We start from the raw sequence: 19852 nt of genomic DNA, 5'->3' as shown, positions 1-19852 counted from the left end.
CCTGCTAAGTTTTCCGCGGCCATTTATCCCCAGACGGTCCATTCAGGATGCAATCCCACCATTCCTTCCCTGACAAGCGCAGCCAGCCGTGCTCAAGTGCGTCCGCCATGTCGGATAGATAAGCCGGAAGGCTTGGTGCCAGGACATACCTTCCATCGCCACTGTCGGGCATCCACAAGACAAGTTGCCCCACCGTACCAATCGGTCCAGGCACCAAATCAATAAACATCCTTACGCCGGTCACGCTTCTCGCAATGGGAATCCACTTCGGGTTCCAATAGTCGAAACGAACGGCCTGGTTCGCACGAATAGAATCGTCCGGCTGGAACCACATGTCAGCATTGCCGTCAGATGCGATGCCCTCTTCGCGCAGCGTCGACAGGAACGCCATATCTTGTCCGATGCGGTCCAAATCATGCCAGTAGAGGAATGGGAAGAAAGCGAGAGAATTCCAGTCCTGGAAGTGCTGGCCACCGTGGCACGAATAACACTGGCGTACGTCGTCCGGCAACCTCAGATTCAGAGTTTGCTCCAGTGCTTCGAAATCGGAAGAATGCGCTGGCGGCAGCAGGATCGTGTACATCGGCGCAGCACGCTCCCGCAACAGCAAGTCCAGGCGTTTCCATAGTTGTACCACGGCGGTGTTCATTTGCTAGCTCACGGTGTTACATGGACCCAAAACGCATCGCCACCATACTCGCGAACGAATGCTGGATACGGGTCCAAGCGGCTTCCAGCCTGACCAGTCTCATAGGAGAGATCAATAACACGCTCCTGCCGGTAGAACGTTCCGAGGTCGGTTCCCCCTTTTCCGTTATGTGCCGCAAGAATGTATTTCGCAGAAGTGGTCGATGGCATCTCGAAAGCCCCTTGATATGTACTGGCAAAGGGATACTCGTCGCATTGGCACGTGGGCACACCGCCTGTTGGGGAGCATGAGCTGCTTGCCCTGGGATTTTGAACGATAAGCGAGCTCGGGCTCCCGCACGAGGCGTATCGGTTAGCAACGTTCATGATAGGTATCTGCGTCCGCTGTAGTACGAGGCCAGTCCCACGTACTGAGTCGTCAGCAATGGCCCGAAATCCGGGCTTCATCTGAAACTTGCCGGGAGCGCCAGCAGTCTGGGCTTCCATGATGTGAGCCGCATACTCCTCTGCCCCAGGCGAAGATACGGTAAGCACGGCGGCGGCTTGGGGAAAAACGCAGCCGTTATCTCCGCTGTACGCAACCCCGCGGTCGCAGCGTAGCAGGATACCCGACGAGTCCAGCCGTGGATAGAACGAGATGGTCTGCCCATAGGCGCTCTGGGACGATGCACCATCGGGCGCAAAGGCGAACGTGTCGAACTTGACCGGGAAAGTCAGCGCGTCCCGCTTCAATTCGGCGGTCTGAACCCAATTGAAGGTGATGGTGTACTCGCTACTGACCTCCCCGCCATTCAAGGGAACGCTCAGAGGGCTGCCAGCCACGGTGCATTCCGGCGTGTAGCCCGAGACCTCCTGGGATTCGCCGCAGGCAAAGATCGGCATGACCTTGATGAGTGGCTGCTTGACGGGTCCCTTGTACTCAGGGTTAGGGTTGAATCCCTCCGCCTTGACGCTCACGGCCACGCGCTTGCTGAGGCGGTTGTAGGGACCATAGACGCTCATCTTGGTACGAAAGCGGACCGTTCCGATCGAATCGCCGATGACGTCACCGGTCCCATCGACTTGTGGATTGGCGTAGCTGTAGACGCCGTCCTTTTCCTTGAGCTCGACGTAGAGGTCGAACTGGTCGCTCAGGCCCGAACGGCAGTCCACATGCCGGTTCACCAATGCAAGCTGCTGATTGTCGCTCGAGGTGTCCTCGCTCATGAAAATGTAGTCAGCGTCGTTCTGGCACTTGTCCTGAGTGATGGCAGGCACGTCGACCTGGACTACCGCAGCGGGTCGGAGCATCGGCTCCTGTGTGGAAAGGGTTGCCTTGGCGTCCGGTGCACCGTCTCCTTTGCAGCCGGCAATCAAAGCAACAAGGGTAGCCGCAGCAAGCGTTGCGGCGCGGGAATCAAAAGCAAACCATTGGCTCCGTGAGCGCATGAGCTGTTTTCCAAATTCGTTTTATCCCCACGGCCGTCGTGCACACAACCGTTCCTGACAACAGACTTGGCACCAAATGCGGCGCAAGAATATCACTGGATAATTTGGAATCGCTCGAAGCAACGGATGAAACAAACTTCCATCTGGATTAAAAGAATGGCTTGCCGATGTATTTGATCAAAGGCATTTTCTCTTATTTATGCTAATTCCCTCCTAACTTTTTCCGTCAACTGAAATTCAGCAAACGGAATCCATCCCCATACGAAAGAGGGATATAAATGCAATCCTTTATCGTGTAGCGATGTTTCGGTCAGATCACTGGAGCCGGCGCCCGGATCAGCCGCACGGCGACGCGACGGCCTTGTTCCCCGCCGGGAGGAGAATGAAACTACGTCGGCAATAAGAAACTGTCTTTTGCCAAATGCCCCTTCTGAAGACTCCGCGTGGGTCGCGATCTGGAATTCGCATGTGCGGTGCATTGTCCGCAATTCGTGGATAGTCCATCCCAACGCGCCCTCTCAATTTCCCACTGTTTTGCCGCCTACACTGGTCCCCTCGACACGCACGGGAGACCGCAATGGCACACCATTCGATCCGGAACAAGACCGTCCTGATTGCGGGCGGCGCAAAGAACCTTGGCGGCTTGATTGCCCGCGACCTCGCCGAGCAAGGCGCGAAGGCCGTGGCCATCCACTACCACAGCGCGGCCAGTCAGGCCGATGCCGAAGCGACACTGGCGGCGATCGAGCGCGCCGGAGCCCGGGCCGTTGCGTTCCAGGGCGATCTCGGCAGTGCGACTGCGGTCGGCAAACTGTTCGCCGATACGGTGGCCGCGGTGGGCAGGCCGGACATCGCCATCAATACGGTGGGCAAGGTATTGAAAAAGCCGATCCTCGAGGTCAGCGAAGCCGAATACGATGAGATGGCCGCGGTCAACGCGAAGTCCGCTTTCTTCTTTCTGAAGGAGGCCGGTCGGCACGTCAACGACAACGGCAAGATCGTGACGCTGGTGACTTCGCTGCTGGGCGCATTTACACCCTTCTATTCCGCCTATGCCGGCACCAAGGCGCCAGTCGAGCATTTCACGCGGGCCGCCGCCAAGGAGTTCGGCGCGCGCGGTATCTCGGTAACCGCGGTTGGGCCGGGGCCGATGGATACCCCGTTCTTCTATCCCGCAGAGGGCGAGGACGCGGTCGCCTATCACAAGACCGCGGCGGCGCTGTCCCCGTTCTCGGCGACCGGCCTGACCGATATCGAAGACGTGGTTCCCTTTATCCGCCATCTCGTCAGTGACGGCTGGTGGATCACCGGTCAGACCCTGTTGATCAATGGCGGCTACACCACGAAGTAAGCGGTCGGCGGTTTGACGACGTTCGCCGCGGATTCTCTCCTGATTCCCCGTACCCCCATTTACGGCCTGCGTGCGCCCGATTCCATCGGCGCATGAGCAGGCCGTTTTCTTGCGCCCCGGCTCCCGGTACGACGGTCGATGCCGTAGCATGGCGGGCAACGGAAGAAATCGTATGGACCGATTGGATCAATACCGCGTCTTTGTCCGCGTGGCGGAAATGGGCAGCTTCATCAAGGCCGCGCATGCGCTGGATCTGCCGCGCACCACGGTGTCGGCGGCCATCCAGCAGCTGGAACAGGGCATTGGCGTCCGCCTTCTGCACCGCACCACGCGGCAGGTGCAATTGACCGCCGACGGCGTGCTGCTGCTCGATCGCGTTCGCCCGCTTCTTGACGAGGCCGACGACATCGGCCAGATGTTTCGCGCCAGCCAGCGCGCCGTCTCGGGAAGACTGCATGTGGACATGCCGAGCCGCATCGCACGGCGTCTGGTCGCGCCGGCGTTGCGCAACCTGTTGCGGCGATATCCCAGGCTTCAATTGGTCATGGGGTCGACCGACCGCGCGATCGACCTGGTACGTGAAGGCGTCGATTGCGCGATCCGGGTCGGGACGCTGCAGGACAGCAGCCTGGTGGCGCATCGGCTCGGCATGCTGACCCTGATCAACTGCGCCAGCGCGGACTATCTGCACGAATACGGCATGCCGGCGCATCCCGGCGATCTTTCGCAAGGCCACTGGGCGGTGGGCTATGCCTCGCCGACCACCGGACGCGAGTTGCCATGGGAATACATGTCGCACGGCACGCTGCATCATGCGACGATTCCGAGCCGCCTCGTCGTCAACAATGCCGAAAGCTATATCGCCTGCTGCACCGCCGGAATTGGCTTGATCCAGATCCCGCGTTTCGACGTACAGCACCTGCTGGACCGAGGCAGGCTCGTGGAAGTCATGCCCGAATTCCGTCCGCCTCCGATGCCGATTTCGCTCATCTATCCGCATCGCGGCCATCGATCGCGCCGCGTCGGCGCGTTTATCGAGTGGTTCGAGGAGCTGATCCATCCGCATCTCCAGGGGTGAGACCGGAGAAGCGCCACGATCGCGCCGCGAACCACCTGCACTCGCACCTGCATCGCCTCACTTTTTCACGGTCGAGGAAACGCCCTCCCCTTTTTCGGCCCCATAGGTCTTGACGAGGTAATCGACAATCGCCGGTATGTCCTCGTCTTTCAGCGGGGCGCCGAACGGCTTCTTCATCTTCTTGACGGTGGCTTCCCAGTAGGTCCGCGACGAAGTCACGGGCTGCGTCGAGACATATTGCGCGGAATGGCAGGTCATGCAATTTTGCAGCGCAAGCGCGTATCCCGGCAGGGTACTGGGCTGGTACATGGCCGTTTCCTGAGGGAGCTTGACTCCGAGCGCTGTCGCACTCGATGTTGCTGCGAAGGCAATGAGCGCAGCAACGATGGAACGCAATGTCGTTCTTTTCATGGCGCCCTCACCTGACGATGACGCGCGTGGATTCCACCACGTTGCGCATATATCCAGCGGGATTCCAGTTCGCCGTCAGAGGCTGCATCTCGCCGGACCGGCTTTTTGCCCGAACCCGCAGGTCATAGGTGCCCTTCCTGTCAGGACGGAACGCAATGGTCCACTCCCGGAACGAATACCGGCCCAGGTCCTTGCCAAGCGACGCCGCACGCCAGCTGGCGCCGCCATCGTCGGAAAATGCGACGTCCTGGATGCCGTGCCCGCCGTCGAACGCAATGCCCTTGACGATGACGTCCCGGCCTATCGGGACGACACTGTCCTGCATGTGGCTCGTAATGAAGGAGCGCACATTGAAGCGGCCGATCGGAACGGTGCTAGTGGGCGCGGTCCCCGGCGAGACGCAAGCGCAGTCATTGGCTGGAATCCGGTAGGCGGCGTTCATCCAGAATCCGTCGAACGGCTTATCCAGTACCTGGATGTGGGACAGATGCTTGACCCAATACGTACCGTAGTGCCCAGGCACGACGAGGCGCAACGGGTAGCCGTTCAGCATGGGCAGGTCCTTGCCGTTCATCGCCCAGGCCAGCATGACTTCGCCATCCATCGCGTGATCGACGGTCAGCGCCTTGACGAAGTCGGGTCCTGTTTCCAACGGAGGGCGGTCCAGTCCATCGAAACTGACCTGTACCGCGCCGGGCTTGATGCCTGCCTTTTCCAGCAGCGCCCGCAGCGGAATACCGGTCCAGCGGGCATTGCCCATCGCGCCATTGCCAAGCTGACCGCCATTGACGCGTGGATCGGAGAATCCCCGGCTATTTCCCGAGCATTGGTTGACGGCGACCAATTCGACGGGATCGGCAATCTTGCGCAATTCCCGCAGCGACAGCTCCATCGCGTTGCCGACATGGCCATCGATCTTCAGGCGATAGCTGGCGGGATCGATATCCGTGGGAATGCCGCTCCAGTGATAGCGCACGAAGAATGCGTCATTGGGAGTGATCACGCCTTCGCGAAACACTTCAAACGGTGTTTCCAGCTGCGGTGGCCGGCTTGTCAGCAGAATCAGCGGGCGCTTCTGCGGAAATGCGATCAGCTGGCGGTGGCCGTTGTCGAACGGCATTTCCCTGGTCCGCGTCGCTCCGAACACGGTCGGTGCCACCAGGCCGAGCGTTCCCTGAACCGCTAGCGCCGCACCGCTTTTGATGACGGTGCGGCGGCTTGGATCGGTAACGCTGCGCTTATGCTGGTCCCCCATTCAAGTCTCCTCGTCTTTCGAATATTGAATGGCGAGCAGCGTAAAAGATCGGGGGATACAAGTAAAACCGGTAATTTTGGTATCGCTTACCGGGAAATCAAATGCCTTTCGCCGTTCCCTGAAGCCTTATCGCCTATCGAAACGCCGCTCACGGCCTCTTGAGCCTCAAGGTCGCGTCCATAGCGTTGGTTGACATGCAAACCATCTACCCGGCAAAATAGTTTGCATGCCACCCATTCCGCCGTCCCAGCCCCCCGATTCCTCCGCCGTCGAACAATCCCCCGCGCGTCTCGGCCGTCTGGTCGGCGCCGTTTATCGCCGCTGGCGAAAAGCCGTCGACCAGAGCTTTCGCGAGCTGGGGCTGACCGATGCTTCGCGTGCGCCGCTGGTCGCGCTCTATGAATCGTCGGCGCCGAGCATGCGCCAGGGCGAGCTCGCCGAATACCTGGCGCTCGACAAGTCGTCGTTGGTCAGGGTGTTGTCGCAGTTGCGCGAGATGGGTCTGGTCGAATGGGAGGCGGACGAGTCCGACCGGCGCGCCAAGAGCATTCGCCTGACGACGAAAGGCCGGGCAATGGCCAAACGCATGCTGGGCAAGAGTCTGGAAATCGAAGCGCAGATCCTGCAGGCGCTGTCGCCCGAAGAATTGCACACGACCCGTGCCGCCCTCGAGAAAATCGCACGCCGCCTGACCGAAGTCTGAAGCGGCCCCGATCATGCAGTCCTCACAACAAGCGATTCCCCCTTCCGTCCGTGCCCCGATGTGGTTGCTGGTGTTGGTGACGCTCAGCGGCACCATGGCCATGCATATCTTCGTGCCGGCGCTGCCGCTCGCCGGCACCGACCTGCACGCCAGCACCGCGGGCATGCAGCAGACCATCACGTATTACGTATTGGGACTGGCCTTTGGCCAACTGATCTATGGGCCGGTCTCGGACACGATCGGGCGGCGGCCCACGCTGCTGATCGGGCTGGCTCTATACCTGTGCGCCAGCATCCTGGCCCTGTTCGCAACGTCCCTGACCTGGCTGCTGTTCGCGCGGATGGCGCAGGCGCTCGGCGGCGCTGCGGGCATCACGCTGGGCCGATCGATCGTCCGCGACACCGCCGCGCCTGACCGTGTGACCAGCGAACTGGCGCTGCTGAACCTGCTGACGCTGGTAGGCCCGGGCCTGTCGCCGGTCGTGGGATCGTTTCTCGCGGACCAGTTCGGCTGGCGTGCGATCTATGTATTCCTGGTCGCCATTGCCGGGGTGATGGTGTACTGCGCCTGGCGGCTGCTGCCCGAGACGAATCCGGAGCGCCGATCGCTGCAGGTGTTCACGATCGCGCGAGACTACGGCCGCCTGCTGCGCAATCGGCGCTATCTCGGCTTCATGGTGGGCGGGTCCTGTTCGACCACCGCGCTCTACCCGTATCTGGCGACCTCGCCGTACATCGTCCATGACCAGCTGGGTCTGCCTGTCTGGCAGATCGGCTGGTTTGCCACGGTCACGATCGTCGGCGCCAGTGTGGGAACGATGATCACCAAGCGCCTGGCGGGCCAGCTCAGGCCGGAGGTCTTCCTGAATGCCGGCGCGGGGCTGAGCCTGTCGATGGCATCGGCGTTGCTGCTGGTGCAGCTTGGCGGCTGGCTCACCGCCCCGCTGCTGATCGCCATCACCTTCATGCTCACGGTCGGCGCGGGACTGGCCAGCCCCGCGGCATTGTCGCGTTCGATCTCGGCGGTGCCCGGATTGACCGGCGCGGCCGCCGGCCTCTACGGCTGCGGGCAAATGGCGATCGGCGCGTTGGGCACCAGGCTGGTCGGATTCGGTTCGACGCCGGCGACGGCCTGCGCCATCGTGCAGATCGCGATCACCGGCGCGGCGCTGTGCGCATACCGCGCCGCCGCGCGCGCCGATACTGACTGACGGTCTTACTCCGCCGCGATCTTCATCGTCTTGACGTCCCGCTCCCAGCGCACCAGCTCGTCGTTGATGCGGGCGCGGAATGCCGCCGGCGTGCTGCTCTCCGGTTCGACGCCCTGCTGCGCCAGCGCGGCGACCACGTCGGGCTTGGCCAGCGCCTTGGCGGTTTCGCGCGCCAATTGCTCGACGATCGCCGGATCGGTGCCGCCGGTGGTGAACAGCCCGTACCAGCTGGAGAAGTCGTAGCCCGGCACGCCGGCTTCGGCCATGGTCGGCACATTGGGCAGCGACGGGATGCGCTTCTTCGTGGTGACCGCCAGGATCTTCGCCTTGCCGGTCTTCAGCGCCGCCATCGCCACCGGGACCGAGCCGAACACCATGTCGACGTTGCCGGCGTACAGGTCGTTCATCGCGGGGCCGTTGCCCTTGTAAGGGATGTGCAGCAGGTCGATGCCGCCCAGCTTTTCCATCAGCGCACCGGAGACATGCAGCGTGGTGCCATTGCCCGACGAGCCGTAGGTATAGGCGCCGGGCTTCTGCTTCGCGCCGGCCAGCAGTTCCTTGACGTTGTTGAACGGCAGACCGGTCCTGACCATCAGCACATTGGCCGCCTCCGCAACCAGCGACACCGGAGCCAGGCCGGTGCGCGGATCGTAGGGCATCTTGCGGGTCAGTGCCGGCATGATGGTCTGCGCGCCGGCGCTGCCGAGCAGCAGCGTGTAGCCGTCGGGCGTCGCCTTGGCGACCATGTCGGCGCCGATCAGGCCGCCGGCGCCGCCGCGGTTTTCGACCACGACCGACTGGCCCATGCTCTGCTGCAGTTCCTTGGCCAGGATGCGGGCGATGGTGTCGTTCGCCCCGCCCGCCGCGAAGGCAACCACCATGCGGATCGGCTTGGATGGGTACTTGTCCGCGGCGACTGTCAGCGAAGGCATCGCGCACAACGCGGCGACGGCGAGCAAGGTACGGCGGCGAACGGGGTTGCGAACGGTGTTGCGAACGGTGTTGCGAACGGCGGGCATGGCAGGCTTCTCCTCTTATGGTTGCCCGATGTTACTGGCCCGCTCAAATAAAGAAAATTAAGACTTTATTTGCCGTCTCCCAAGAAAAACTTAAGGCCACTGCCCGCCCCAAAACGGATCCCCAAGGTGTTACCCAAGGGGGCATCCGAAGCACTATGTCGGGGAACGTTGCCCCACTGTGGACGCGTCGGCCTCCTGCGTCCGCTCGCTCGACCAGCCGCCGCCGAGGGCCCTGAACAGGGCGGCCAGCGCGCTTTGCCGCTGCGCGGCCACGTGGATCAGCGCCGTTTGCGCGGCATAGTGGCTGCGCTGCGCCTCCAGATAGCGCAGATGATCGTCGACCCCGGCGCGGTAGCGCGCCTCGGACAGCCGCAACGTCTGCTCGCTGGTCTGCGCAACGGCGCGGCGGGCCACTTCTTCGCGGCGCAGCGTGTCGGTCGCCGCCAGCGCGTCCGAGACTTCACGGAACGCGGTCTGGATCGTCTTCTCGTAGTTGGCCACCGCGATGTCCTTGCGCACATGGGAAAGATCGAGGTTCGCGAGATTGCGGCCCCCCGAGAAGATCGGCAGCGTCAGTTGCGGGGCGAACGACCATACCGTCTGGCCCGCGCCGAACAGGTTGGACAACTCGCCGCTGGCGCTGCCGAACATGCCGGTCAGCGTGATGCGCGGAAAGAACGCCGCGCGTGCCGCGCCGATGTCGGCATGGCGTCCGCGCAGCCGCTGTTCCGCGGCGAGGATGTCCGGCCGGTGAATCAGCAGCTCGGACGGCGTGCCGGGCGCCAGTGTCTGCACCAGCAGCACGTCGTCGCGCGGCGCCTGCGGCAATTGCGCGGCGATGTCCGGCACGCCGACCAGCAGCGCGAGCGCATTGGTGGCCTGGCGAAACTCGCGGTCGGTCCGTTCGAGGTCGGCGCGCGCCTGGTCGGTCAGCCCGCTCGCCTCGTAGAAATCGAGCGCGGTGGCCGTGCCGGCCTGGCGGCGCTGGGCAATCAGCCGCAGCGACGCTTCGCGCGTCTGCAGCGTCTGCGTGGTCAGCAGATGGCGCCGCTGGGCGCTGTCCCGCGCCAGATACGCCTGGATGACCTCGGCGACCAGGCTGATCCGCGCGCTGCGTGCGGCCTCCTCGGTCGCGAAGTATTCCCGCAGCGCGGCTTCGGACAGGTCGCGCACGCGGCCGAACAGGTCGAGCTCGAACGCCGGCACTGCGACGCCGGCCTGCACCGTCTGCTGGACCGAGCCCATGCCCGGCTGGCGCAGGTCCTCGGCCACGCGTTGCCGCGTGCCGCCCGCCTCGGCCTGCAGCCCCGGGACGCGGTCGGCACGTTGCACGCGATACATCGCGCGCGCCGCCTCGATGTTCAGCACCGCCTGCCGCAGGTCGCGATTGTTCTCGAGCGCCAGCGCGACCAGCTCGCGCAACTTGTCGTCGACGATGAAGCTGTCCCATTGCAGCACGGCGGCCGATGAGGGCGCTGCCTGTGCTTCGCCGGCCGCCATCCCGGCCATCTGCGTCATCGGGCCGGACGTCCATTGCGTTGGCACTGGCGCCGCCGGCCGCTCGTAGACCGGCGCCAACGAGCAACCGGTCAGGGCTGCAGTGACGCTCAACAGCAGGCACGGCAACGTCGTGCGGGATCGAATCGATTTCATTGCGCGCCCTCCGTCGTCGTGGTTGCAGTCGGCGTCGTGGTTCGTGCGTTGTCCCCTGCATTGTCCCGATACCGCTTGAAGCGCGACAGCACCCAGACAAAGAACACCGGGGCAAACACCACACCCAGCGTAGTCGCGGTCAGCATGCCGCCGATCACGCCCGTGCCGATCGCGCGCTGGCTGGCCGCGCCGGCGCCGGTCGCGATGGCCAGCGGCACGACGCCCAGAATGAAGGCCATCGACGTCATCACGATCGGGCGGAACCGCAGCCGCGACGCCTCCAGCGCGGCGTCGATCAGCGGCATGCCCTGCTCGCGCAGCGACTTGGCGAATTCCACGATCAGGATCGCGTTCTTGGCCGCCAGACCGATGATCGTGATCAGCCCCACCTTGAAATAGACGTCGTTCGGCATGCCAAGGGCATTGACCGCCAGCACCGATCCCAGCGCACCGATCGGCACGATCAGCATCACCGAGGCGGCAATCGCCCAGCTCTCGTACAGCGCGACCAGCAGCAGGAACACCACCAGGAAGGACAACCCGAGCAGCAGCGGCGCCTGCGCGCCGGCCTGCCGTTCCTGGTACGACAGCCCAGTCCATTCGTAGCCGATGCCTGCCGGCAGCCTGGCGGCGATCCGTTCGATCTCGGCCATGGCCTCGCCGGTACTGAAACCGGGCGCGGCGTCGCCCATGATCTTGATCGTCGGATAGCCGTTGTAGCGCGACACCTGCACCGGCCCGATCTCCCACTCTGGCGTGGCGAACGCGCTCAGCGGCACCTGTTCGCCGCGCACGTTCGGCACGTTCAGCGACAGCAGCGCTTCGGGCGTCATGCGGTCGCGCACGTCGGCCTGCACGACGACCCGCTGCAGCCGCCCGACGTTGGCGAAGTCGGCCACCGTCGCGGAACCATAGGCGCTGGAAATCGCGGTATTGATCGCCTCGAAGCCGACGCCCAGCGCCTCGGCCTTGTCGCGATCGATATCGAGGCGAAGCTGCGGCGCGTCCTCCAGACCTTCCATCATCGCGTACGCCAGCACCGGCGAGGCGCTGGCCTCCTTCAGCAGCGTATCGCGCGCCGCCACCAGCGCGGCGCGTCCCAGGCCGCCGCGATCCTGCAGGCGCAGCGCGAAGCCGCTGGCATTGCCCAGCCCTTCGATCGGCGGCGGATCGACCGCCATCACGCGCGCCTCCTTCAGCCCCGCAAACTGCGCGTTGAAGGCGGCCACCTCGTCGCTGGCATGCTGGCCGCTGCCCCGCTCCGACCAGTCGGTCAGCGTCGGAAAGCCCAGCGCCGCGTTCTGGCCGCTGCCCGAGAAGCTGAAGCCCAGCACCATCGTGGTCGACTCCATCGCCTTGCGGCCGAGCAGCCAGCTCTCCAGTTCCTTGACCACGGCCTCGGTGCGCTGGTTGGTCGCGCCCGGGGGCAGTTGCACGTCGACCACGAAGTAGCCCTGATCCTCGATGGGCACGAACGATTCCGGCAGCCGCGTGTACAGCAGCGCCAGCAGCGCCACCACCATGCCGTAGACGATCATGCAGCGGCCGGCGCGGCGCAGCAGCTTCGAGTTCAGCGCGGTGAAACGCTCGGTCAGCCGGCTGAACCGGCGGTTGAACCAGCCGAAGAAGCCGCGCTTCTCTTCATGATGGCCTTGCGCAATCGGCTTGAGCAGCGTCGCGCAAAGCGCGGGCGTCAAGGTCAGCGCGAGAAAGCCCGAGAACAGGATCGACACGGCCAGCGACAGCGAGAACTGCCGGTAGATGACGCCGACCGACCCTGACATGAAGGCCAGCGGGAAGAACACCGCCGCCAGCACCAGCGTGATGCCGATGATGGCGCCCGACACCTGGCTCATCGCCTTGGCGGTCGCCTCGACAGGCCCGAGCCCTTCCTCGGCCATGATGCGCTCGACGTTCTCGACCACGACGATGGCGTCGTCGACCAGGATGCCGATTGCCAGCACCATGCCGAACATCGTCATCATGTTGACGGAGAAGCCGATCGCATACATCACCGCCAGCGTGCCGGCCAGGCAGACCGGCACGACGATGGTCGGAATCAGCGTGTAGCGCAGGTTCTGCAGGAACAGCAGCATCACCAGGAACACCAGCACCACCGCTTCGACCAGCGTATGGATGACCTTCTCGATCGCGACCTCGACGAAGCGCGAGGTGTCGTAGGGGACCGAGTACTCGATGTCGTCGGGGAAGGACCTGGACAACTCCTCGAGCTTGGCGCGGACCGCACGGGCGGTCTCCAGCGCGTTCGCGCCCGGGCGCAGTTGCACCGCGGCGCCGACCGCGCGCTTGCCGCTGGTCAGCATGTCGAAGTTGTAGTCCTGCAGGCCGACCTCGAGCCGCGCGACGTCGGCGAGCGTCACCTTCGAGCCGTCGGGATTGGCGCGCAGCACGATCGCGCCGAATTCCTCGGTGGTCGTCAGCATGCCCTTGACGGCGATGGTCGCGCTGAGCTCCTGGTCCGCGCTGCCCGGCGGGCTGCCGAAGCTGCCGGCGGGCACCTGCACGTTCTGCGCGGCGATCGCCTCGTTGACATCGGCGACCGACAGGCCGAAGCCGAGCAGCTTCTGCGGGTCGATCCACACGCGCATCGCGGCCTCGGCGCCGAAGAACTGCACCTTGCCGACGCCCGGCACGCGGCGGATCTCGTTGTTGATCCGGCGCGCCGCGTAGTCGGCCAGCGTGACCATGTCCTTGCCGGCGTCGTCGCCCTTGAAGTTGATCGAGTAGACCAGCAGGAAGCCCGCGCTGACCTGCTCGGTACGCAGGCCCTGGCGGGTGACCGCGGCCGGCAGGCGTGCCTCGGCCTGCTTGATCCGGTTCTGCACGTCGACCTGCGCCAGATCGGGATCGACGCCCGGTGCGAACGTCACGGTGATTTCCGCGATGCCGGCCGAGCTGCTGGACGAGTCGTAGTACAGCATCCCCTTGGCGCCGTTCAGTTCCTCCTCGATGACGCTGGTCACCGAATCGACCAGCGTGGTCGCGGACGCGCCCGGGTAGACCGCCGAGATGGCGATCTGCGGCGGCGCGACGGTGGGATATTGCGACACCGGCAACGACGGCATCGCGAGCAGGCCCGCCAGCACGATGAAGATCGCCAGCACCCAGGCAAAGTTGGGGCGATGAATGAAGAATCTTGGCAGCATGATGTCTGTTCAGTGGCGCGGCGCCTGCGCGCCTAGCCTCGTTCCGCCGCAGGAGGGTTCGAGGGGCCGGACTGTCCGGCTTCCCCGGTCTGCCTGGCTGGCGCCGCGGGGGCGATGGTGACCTTCTGCCCGGGACTGGCTTCGCCGCCGACCACGATGCGGTCGCCCGGCTTCACGCCCTCGAGGATCTGCCACTCGGCGCCCTGCATCGGGCCGGTGCGGACCTGGCGGGTCTCCGCCACGTCGCCCTTGCCGACGACCAGCAACTGGGCCTTGCCGTCGGGACTGCGGCGCACCGCCCGCTGCGGCACCAGCATCGCGGCGGGATCGACCGCGTGCGTGACATGCACGCGTACGTACATGCCCGGCAGCAGCAGGCTGTCGGCATTGGGCAACTGGCCGCGCAGCGACACCTGTCCGGTGCCGCGCTCGACCGAGATGTCCGAGAACAGCAGCCGCCCTTCGCGCTTCTTGTCGGTGCCTTCGATGGTCACGACGATCGGCACACCGCCTTCCGGCTCCCGCTGCAGCCGGCCCTGCTCCAGCGCCTCACGCATGCGCAGCACATCGGCGACCGGCTGCTTGAAGTCGACGTAGACCGGGTCGAGCTGCTGGATGGTCGCCATCGGCGTCGCCTCGCCCTGCCCGACCAGCGCGCCTTCGGTGACCAGCGCGCGGCCGATCCGGCCGGAAATCGGCGCCCGCACCGTTGCATACTCGAGATTGAGCCGCGCGGTTTTGACTTCGGCGGCCGCGCTGCGGCGGGCGGCCCGCGCGCTCTTGAGCGTGGCCTGCGCCGCATCGAAATCCTGCCGGCTGACCGCCTCGATCTCGACCAGCGGCGCATAGCGGCGCACCACCGCGTCGGCGTCGGCCAGTACCGCCTCGGCACGCGCCAACTCGCCTTCGGCGCGCGACAGCGCCGCCTGCAACGGGGCCGGATCGATCTGGAACAGCGGATCGCCGGCCTTGACGTCGCTGCCTTCCTTGAAGTTGCGCTTGAGCACGATGCCGGCGACCCGTGCCCGCACCTCGGCGACACGAACCGGCTCGATGCGGCCCGGCAGCTCGCTGCTGACGGCCATCGGCCGCGGCTGCGCCGTCAGCACATCGACCGAGGGCGCCGCCGGGGCGGCCGCCTGTTCCGCATTGCCGCATGCCGCCGTGACGATGACCGCGGCGGCTACCGCCAGCGTGCGCCATCCCCGCGTTGGGAAGTGATTCATGTCTACCTTCTTCAGTGTTCGGCAAAGGAGCGCATGCTACGCTCATTCATCATATGAATCAATAAAGATTCATATGGTATGGGAGTTGCCTGTTTTGCCGGATAATCCGGGACCGACGCGCTGCGTCCCCGCAAACGCCGCAGAAAGTGCTTCTTGAGATACAAAGAATGGATTTCACCTTGTCATGACCGCCGTCCCCGCATCGAACGAAGACAACAGCCGCCTGCTGGCCGCGCTCGCGCTTGCGCTGGTCGACCAGCCGCGCGGCACGCTGCAGGACCTGGCAAAAGCCGTCGGCATCAGCAAGGCGACGCTGTACCGGTTCTGCCGGACACGCGACGAACTGATTTCCCGCCTGATCGACCATGGCGTGCGCGTGCTGGCCGACGTGGTCCAGTGCGCCGAACTGGACGACCCCTCTCCCCTTGACGCACTGCGACGCCTGAATGCGAACATGATCGAGCAACGCGAGGTGGCGGCGTTCCTGATCTATTACTGGCGGGAGGTGGTTTCCGGCGTCTCGTCGGATTGGCAGACCGACTGGGAGGGCAAGCTGGACGCCTTCTTTCTGCGCGGCCAGCAGCAAGGTGTGTTTCGGATCGACATTACCGCGCAGGCACTGACCGAAATCTGGGCATCGGTGCTGATCGGCCTGCTCGACGGGGAGCGGCGCGGGCGGATTGCCCGCGCCGGGCTGGCGGGTCTGGCAGAGCGGGCTTTCCTGCAGGGGGCCGGGGTGGCCGCGACGGCGGGTTGATTGGCGAATGTCAGGACGCGGTCGGCGTCATCCCCCGCAGATGCCCGGCAGCAGCCCGTCGAGCAACAGCATCACGTGGGCCGACGCGTACAGGCCAAGGCCGAATACCGCATGGGTGACGAGGCTGCGCAAGCGGGCGACGCCGGGCTTGGGCGTGCGGCGGGCCGCGATGCCGGCGCCCATGCCGGGTTGCATCAGCAGGAAGGGAAACACCACGCTGGCGAGCCCGACGATCAGCGCGGGGCCGAGGGTCGGACGGCAGGCCCACTGCGGTCCCCAGATGGCCAGCAGCGCCGCCGCGAACAGGATGCCGGTCACGTAGTGCGCAGTCCAGCCGATCCAGCGTTCGGCCGGAATCGCCGGCGCCTGACCGATTGCCTCGTGTCGAAAACGGCCGCGTGGCATATGGCCCAGCCAACGGCCAACCATGCCGTAGTCCAGCGGCTTCATGCCGAGCCCGACCCGTTGAATCTCGGCCCAAAGGTCCATCGTCAGCGTTGCGCCGGCGCCGATGGCGACGGCCAGCAGCGGCAGCTTGTCATGCATGGCCGTGCTCCTCGCGCGCGCCCGCCGTCGCCTCGACCATCCAGCACGCCGAGGTAAACCGGACCTCGCCGCCGTCGACGTAGGGTGCGAAGGCCCGCAGCACCGTCGCGACGACGGTGTCCCGCACGTTGGCATCCAGCGTCCCGAACACTCGCCCCAGCGGCCCCACGCTGGTTACGTATCGCTGCAGTTCGCTCGCGGCAAAGGTGCATGCCAGATCGACCGGACGGATGCCGATACCGGCCCATCCGGCGGCCGACAGGATGCCGCCGACCTTGTCGGCATCGGCAAACGCGAATTGCCCGGGCCCGTCGGATGCGCGCGCCGGCAGCGCGGGCAGCAACGGCGCGGCCGCCTTCTCCGCGGTCGTCATGAATCGGTTCTCGTCAGCGCCGCGCCAGGCAATGAAGCGCAGTGCGGCACCGTCGCGCGCGGCGCGGCGCAGATTGGCGAAGGCGGCGACGGGATCGTCGAAGAACATCACACCGATCCGCGAGATCACCGTATCGAAGCTCGCCCGCGGGAACGCGTATCGCTGCGCATCCGCGCAGAGGAAGCGCGCCGTGGCGCCCTCCCGCTTGGCGCGATGCCGGGCCGCTTCGATCATCGGCTCCGACAGGTCGATGCCGGTGCACCGCCCGCGCTCGCCCAGGTCGCGCGCGACGGCGAGCGTGGTGGCGCCGGTGCCGCAGCCGACGTCCAGCACCTCGGTGCCGCCGCTGTCGCGGACGGCCTGCACGAGCAGCGCCTCCATCGGCTCGAACATCCGGTCCAGCACGTGCTGCGCCGTTACCCATCCCTGTCCGGCCGCACCGTTCCATAGTGCAGCCTGTTCGTCGTAAGCCTGCCGTTTTCCGTCCATCGTCGGCTCCTCGCAGTTGCATTGACCGTTGCATCGATCGTTGCATTGATCGTCCATGCGAGCCATCATGGCACTTCAAGTCAACTTGAAGTCAAGGGCTGCGGACATGGACATTGCAGAAGTGGCGCAACGATCTGGCGTTCCCGCCTCCACGCTGCGCTTCTATGAGGAAAAGGGACTGATCGCGTCGGTCGGCAGGCGCGGATTGCGCCGGCTGTTCGAGCCGGCGGTGCTGGACCGGCTGGCACTGATCGCGCTGGGCCGTGCCGCGGGGTTCTCGCTCGGCGAGATCGCGCTGATGTTCGCCAGCGACGGCCGGCCACGGATCGACCGCGCACGGCTCGCCGCCAAGGCCGACGAGCTTGATCGCACGATTCGCCGGCTGACCGCGATGCGCGATGGGCTGCGGCATGCCGCGGTGTGCCCGGCGCCGAGCCACCTGGAGTGTCCGACGTTCCGGCGCATGCTGCGCGCGGCGGCGGCCGGTGCGCTGGGGGGCAGCACGACGGAAGGTCCGGCGCGCGGGCGGGCCGCCGCCATGCGAACGGGGATCGCTAAACCCCGGACGTCCGGGCGCCGGAACGATGCTTGAATCGATTCAATGCGCCCGCCTGGCCAGCACCTCGTCGCGCGGCCCGGCATCGACGACCTTTCCCCCTTCCATCACGACGATCGAATCGAAGCGCGCGAGCAGGCTCGGCCGATGGACCGAGGCGACGATGCAGGCCGAAGGAAAGGCGGCGTGCATGCGGTCGAACACGCGAGCCTCGGCCTGCGGGTCGAGCGCGCTGGTCGGCTCGTCGAGCAGCAGCAGCGAGCTTCCCTGCGCCGCGAGCGCGCCGCGGGCCAGTGCCAGCCGCTGCCGCTGACCGCCGGACAGGTTGCCGCCGCGCTCGTTGATGGCGCTGGCGAGGCCATCGGGAAGGCGGTGCAATACCTCGTCGAATCCGCCCGTATGCACGGCGCCGCCCAGCGCCGACGCATCGACCGGCAGGCCGAAGGTCAGATTCTCCTCGACGCTCGCCTCGAATACCTCGGCCTCCTGCGGAATCAGCGTCGCCAGCGTACGCAGCTCCGTCCAGCCGACCGCCGCGCCGTCGCGCCGCAGTTCGCCGTGCTGCGGATGATAGAGACCGGCGAGCGTCCGCAGCAGCGTGCTCTTGCCTCCGCCGCTCGGGCCGATCAGGGCCACGCGCGCGCCCCGCCGCAGCACCAGGTCGATGCCGTGCAGTCCACCGCGCGAACCGTCGGCGTAGTGCACGGTGGCGCCGCGCAATTCCAGCGTTTGCCACGGCGCATCGGGCACCACGGCCGGCACCACGGCGTCCGGATCGCCGGGGGCGTCCCAGATCGGCTCGGCGCTGCCGTAGTCGGTGTGCATCCGCGCGAAGCTCTGGAAGTTCGCGGCCATCGAACCGACGACCGAGGCGGCCTGCTGCGCGTACTGGTAGATCATGAAGACGGTACCCAGCGCCACCGCCTGCCCCGGCGAGCGCTCCTGCAGCACGTACATCACCACCAGGATCCAGGTCAGTCCCATGCCGAGCAGGTCCACGGCGAACCACTTGCCTTCGTTGACCATGACCGCACGGCGCAGCGGTGCCATCACGGCCGCCATCCTGCGGCCGAGCAGCTTGCGCGAGGCCGCCTGCAGGCGCAGCCCGATCACCGTACCGGCGTTGCCGACAAAGTCGAGCAAGGCGGCGGCATAGCGGCGCTCGGCATCGTTCTCGGCGCGGGCCAGCTGCATCAGCGTGCGGTCGAAGCGCAAGATGATCAGCGCGATCACCACGTAGCCGGTGACGGCGATCAGGCCGCTGGTGCGCGACAGCAGCGTCAGCGCGACCAGCGGACCGACGAAATTGAAAGCGTTCTGCAGGTAGACGAACTGGTTCTGCGCGAAGTCCGACAGCGCGCGGCTGGATTGCACCACGCGGTGCTGCAACTCGCCCGAATGCCGGCCATCGCGCCAGGCCAGCGGCGCCGCGGCGATGCGCGCATAGAGTTGATCGCCCAGCCGCTCGCGTACGCGCACCCCGACGTTGCGCTCGAGCACGCGGCCCGGGCCGTGCAGCAGCCAGGAAAGCAGATAGACGCCGATCAGATAAAGAATCCAGCGGCCGGCCGTGGCGAGGCTGTCCTGCTGCAGCGCGTTGATCGCCTGGGCGGCCAGCCATGGCATCGTCAGCCGCAGCAGCTGCGCGGCGGCGAGCAGCGCCGTGGCGCCGATCAAATGAAGCCGCACGCCGCTCGCATGACGCCACAGCGCGCGATACAGGTCGCGCGCCGCGCCTGCGAGGCCGATGGCCGGTGGTCGGGCGGTGGAGTTCGACTCCGTCATGCAGTCCTCATCGTCTTGTTCGGTGTCTTCAAGGTCTTCAGATGCGACGCCGCCTGATCGGCGGCCCGGACGAAGGATACCGCCGCGCATTTGCCGAAGCACGCATGACCCTTGACCCCGGCGCAAGAATCATTTGCCGGTCACCGGGTTTTTTCGAACGGACGCGTTGCCCACAATGGCCTCATCGCGGCATTGGC

17 protein-coding genes are annotated in these 19852 nt (G+C 65.6%); 6 read left to right on the top strand and 11 right to left on the bottom strand.

Annotated elements, in window-relative coordinates; all coding sequences use genetic code 11:
• Positions 1 to 4: 4 nt before the first annotated feature.
• Both B551_RS13680 and B551_RS13675 read right to left on the bottom strand, forming a co-directional pair.
• Positions 5 to 649 carry an SMI1/KNR4 family protein gene (locus tag B551_RS13680; protein ID WP_006575673.1) on the bottom strand — a complete coding sequence of 215 codons (645 nt, stop codon included), beginning with the start codon at positions 647 to 649 and terminating at the stop codon, positions 5 to 7.
• An 8-nt stretch (positions 650 to 657) separates the two neighbouring features.
• Entirely contained in the window at positions 658 to 2076 is a 1419-nt protein-coding gene (locus tag B551_RS13675; protein ID WP_083492598.1) for a hypothetical protein, read from the bottom strand.
• Positions 2077 to 2653: 577 nt separating this feature from the next.
• Between B551_RS13675 and B551_RS13670 the strand changes: the two genes are divergently transcribed.
• Together B551_RS13670 and B551_RS13665 are read left to right on the top strand one after the other, a co-directional pair.
• Complete coding sequence (locus B551_RS13670) at positions 2654 to 3427, top strand: SDR family oxidoreductase (protein ID WP_023264318.1); 774 nt, start codon at positions 2654 to 2656, stop codon at positions 3425 to 3427.
• Between the two features lie 172 nt (positions 3428 to 3599).
• Positions 3600 to 4505, top strand: a complete 906-nt coding sequence (locus B551_RS13665) for a LysR family transcriptional regulator (protein WP_006576962.1) — start codon at positions 3600 to 3602, stop codon at positions 4503 to 4505.
• Positions 4506 to 4562: 57 nt separating this feature from the next.
• On the opposite strand, the gene B551_RS13660 is transcribed toward B551_RS13665, so the two are convergent.
• Together B551_RS13660 and B551_RS13655 are read right to left on the bottom strand one after the other, a co-directional pair.
• Positions 4563 to 4916, bottom strand: coding sequence for a cytochrome c (locus B551_RS13660; protein WP_023264317.1), 354 nt, complete (start codon positions 4914 to 4916; stop codon positions 4563 to 4565).
• A 7-nt stretch (positions 4917 to 4923) separates the two neighbouring features.
• The gene (locus tag B551_RS13655) at positions 4924 to 6171 is read right to left on the bottom strand and encodes a molybdopterin-dependent oxidoreductase (RefSeq protein ID WP_043439543.1); all 1248 of its coding nucleotides are present in this window, start codon (positions 6169 to 6171) and stop codon (positions 4924 to 4926) included.
• A 226-nt stretch (positions 6172 to 6397) separates the two neighbouring features.
• Here B551_RS13655 and B551_RS13650 point away from each other — a divergent pair, with 226 nt between their 5' ends.
• Both B551_RS13650 and B551_RS13645 read left to right on the top strand, forming a co-directional pair.
• Complete coding sequence (locus B551_RS13650; RefSeq protein ID WP_006576965.1) at positions 6398 to 6874, top strand: MarR family winged helix-turn-helix transcriptional regulator; 477 nt, start codon at positions 6398 to 6400, stop codon at positions 6872 to 6874.
• Positions 6875 to 6932: 58 nt separating this feature from the next.
• On the top strand, positions 6933 to 8084 hold the full coding sequence (locus B551_RS13645) for a multidrug effflux MFS transporter (RefSeq protein ID WP_006576966.1): 1152 nt from the start codon (positions 6933 to 6935) through the stop codon (positions 8082 to 8084).
• Between the two features lie 5 nt (positions 8085 to 8089).
• Here B551_RS13645 and B551_RS13640 read toward each other — a convergent pair whose 3' ends face one another.
• The 4 genes from B551_RS13640 to B551_RS13625 all read right to left on the bottom strand — a co-directional run bounded on the left by B551_RS13640 (position 8090) and on the right by B551_RS13625 (position 15149).
• The gene (locus B551_RS13640; RefSeq protein WP_006576967.1) at positions 8090 to 9103 is read right to left on the bottom strand and encodes a tripartite tricarboxylate transporter substrate binding protein; all 1014 of its coding nucleotides are present in this window, start codon (positions 9101 to 9103) and stop codon (positions 8090 to 8092) included.
• 153 nt (positions 9104 to 9256) lie between these two features.
• On the bottom strand, positions 9257 to 10756 hold the full coding sequence (locus tag B551_RS13635) for an efflux transporter outer membrane subunit (protein ID WP_052511367.1): 1500 nt from the start codon (positions 10754 to 10756) through the stop codon (positions 9257 to 9259).
• A complete protein-coding gene (locus tag B551_RS13630; protein ID WP_043439587.1) occupies positions 10753 to 13920 on the bottom strand; it encodes an efflux RND transporter permease subunit in 3168 nt (1055 codons plus the stop codon). Before B551_RS13630 ends, B551_RS13635 begins: the two co-directional genes overlap by 4 nt.
• Before the next feature lie 35 nt (positions 13921 to 13955).
• Positions 13956 to 15149: an efflux RND transporter periplasmic adaptor subunit gene (locus tag B551_RS13625; protein WP_023264314.1), complete on the bottom strand. Its 1194-nt coding sequence runs from the start codon at positions 15147 to 15149 to the stop codon at positions 13956 to 13958.
• Positions 15150 to 15333: 184 nt separating this feature from the next.
• On the opposite strand from B551_RS13625, the gene B551_RS13620 reads away from it, so the two are divergent.
• A complete protein-coding gene (locus B551_RS13620; RefSeq protein ID WP_006576971.1) occupies positions 15334 to 15906 on the top strand; it encodes a TetR/AcrR family transcriptional regulator in 573 nt (190 codons plus the stop codon).
• Between the two features lie 27 nt (positions 15907 to 15933).
• On the opposite strand, the gene B551_RS13615 is transcribed toward B551_RS13620, so the two are convergent.
• Positions 15934 to 16452: a DUF2938 domain-containing protein gene (locus B551_RS13615; RefSeq protein ID WP_006576972.1), complete on the bottom strand. Its 519-nt coding sequence runs from the start codon at positions 16450 to 16452 to the stop codon at positions 15934 to 15936.
• Entirely contained in the window at positions 16445 to 17314 is an 870-nt protein-coding gene (locus tag B551_RS13610; RefSeq protein WP_043439585.1) for a class I SAM-dependent methyltransferase, read from the bottom strand. Before B551_RS13610 ends, B551_RS13615 begins: the two co-directional genes overlap by 8 nt.
• A 55-nt stretch (positions 17315 to 17369) precedes the next feature.
• Between B551_RS13610 and B551_RS13605 the strand changes: the two genes are divergently transcribed.
• On the top strand, positions 17370 to 17906 hold the full coding sequence (locus tag B551_RS13605; RefSeq protein ID WP_253281355.1) for a helix-turn-helix domain-containing protein: 537 nt from the start codon (positions 17370 to 17372) through the stop codon (positions 17904 to 17906).
• 6 nt (positions 17907 to 17912) lie between these two features.
• Here B551_RS13605 and B551_RS13600 read toward each other — a convergent pair whose 3' ends face one another.
• Positions 17913 to 19655 (bottom strand): ABC transporter ATP-binding protein, encoded by a 1743-nt coding sequence (locus B551_RS13600; RefSeq protein ID WP_023264312.1) that lies wholly within the window; start codon positions 19653 to 19655, stop codon positions 17913 to 17915.
• Positions 19656 to 19852: the final 197 nt, after the last annotated feature.

The sequence above is a fragment of the Cupriavidus sp. HPC(L) genome (assembly GCF_000307735.3).
In the GTDB taxonomy this organism is placed as follows: Bacteria; Pseudomonadota; Gammaproteobacteria; order Burkholderiales; family Burkholderiaceae; genus Cupriavidus.
This window is presented reverse-complemented; position numbering and strand designations above follow the sequence as displayed.

Coding starts and splice junctions, on each gene's coding strand:
- B551_RS13650 (WP_006576965.1), top strand. CDS start 6,398: ATGCCACCCATTCCGCCGTCCCAGCCCCCCGATTCCTCCGCCGTCGAA.
- B551_RS13600 (WP_023264312.1), bottom strand. CDS start 19,655: ATGACGGAGTCGAACTCCACCGCCCGACCACCGGCCATCGGCCTCGCA.
- B551_RS13660 (WP_023264317.1), bottom strand. CDS start 4,916: ATGAAAAGAACGACATTGCGTTCCATCGTTGCTGCGCTCATTGCCTTC.
- B551_RS13655 (WP_043439543.1), bottom strand. CDS start 6,171: ATGGGGGACCAGCATAAGCGCAGCGTTACCGATCCAAGCCGCCGCACC.
- B551_RS13610 (WP_043439585.1), bottom strand. CDS start 17,314: ATGGACGGAAAACGGCAGGCTTACGACGAACAGGCTGCACTATGGAAC.
- B551_RS13665 (WP_006576962.1), top strand. CDS start 3,600: ATGGACCGATTGGATCAATACCGCGTCTTTGTCCGCGTGGCGGAAATG.
- B551_RS13680 (WP_006575673.1), bottom strand. CDS start 649: ATGAACACCGCCGTGGTACAACTATGGAAACGCCTGGACTTGCTGTTG.
- B551_RS13625 (WP_023264314.1), bottom strand. CDS start 15,149: ATGAATCACTTCCCAACGCGGGGATGGCGCACGCTGGCGGTAGCCGCC.
- B551_RS13615 (WP_006576972.1), bottom strand. CDS start 16,452: ATGCATGACAAGCTGCCGCTGCTGGCCGTCGCCATCGGCGCCGGCGCA.
- B551_RS13675 (WP_083492598.1), bottom strand. CDS start 2,076: ATGCGCTCACGGAGCCAATGGTTTGCTTTTGATTCCCGCGCCGCAACG.
- B551_RS13640 (WP_006576967.1), bottom strand. CDS start 9,103: ATGCCCGCCGTTCGCAACACCGTTCGCAACACCGTTCGCAACCCCGTT.
- B551_RS13645 (WP_006576966.1), top strand. CDS start 6,933: ATGTGGTTGCTGGTGTTGGTGACGCTCAGCGGCACCATGGCCATGCAT.
- B551_RS13605 (WP_253281355.1), top strand. CDS start 17,370: ATGCGAGCCATCATGGCACTTCAAGTCAACTTGAAGTCAAGGGCTGCG.
- B551_RS13620 (WP_006576971.1), top strand. CDS start 15,334: ATGACCGCCGTCCCCGCATCGAACGAAGACAACAGCCGCCTGCTGGCC.
- B551_RS13670 (WP_023264318.1), top strand. CDS start 2,654: ATGGCACACCATTCGATCCGGAACAAGACCGTCCTGATTGCGGGCGGC.
- B551_RS13635 (WP_052511367.1), bottom strand. CDS start 10,756: ATGAAATCGATTCGATCCCGCACGACGTTGCCGTGCCTGCTGTTGAGC.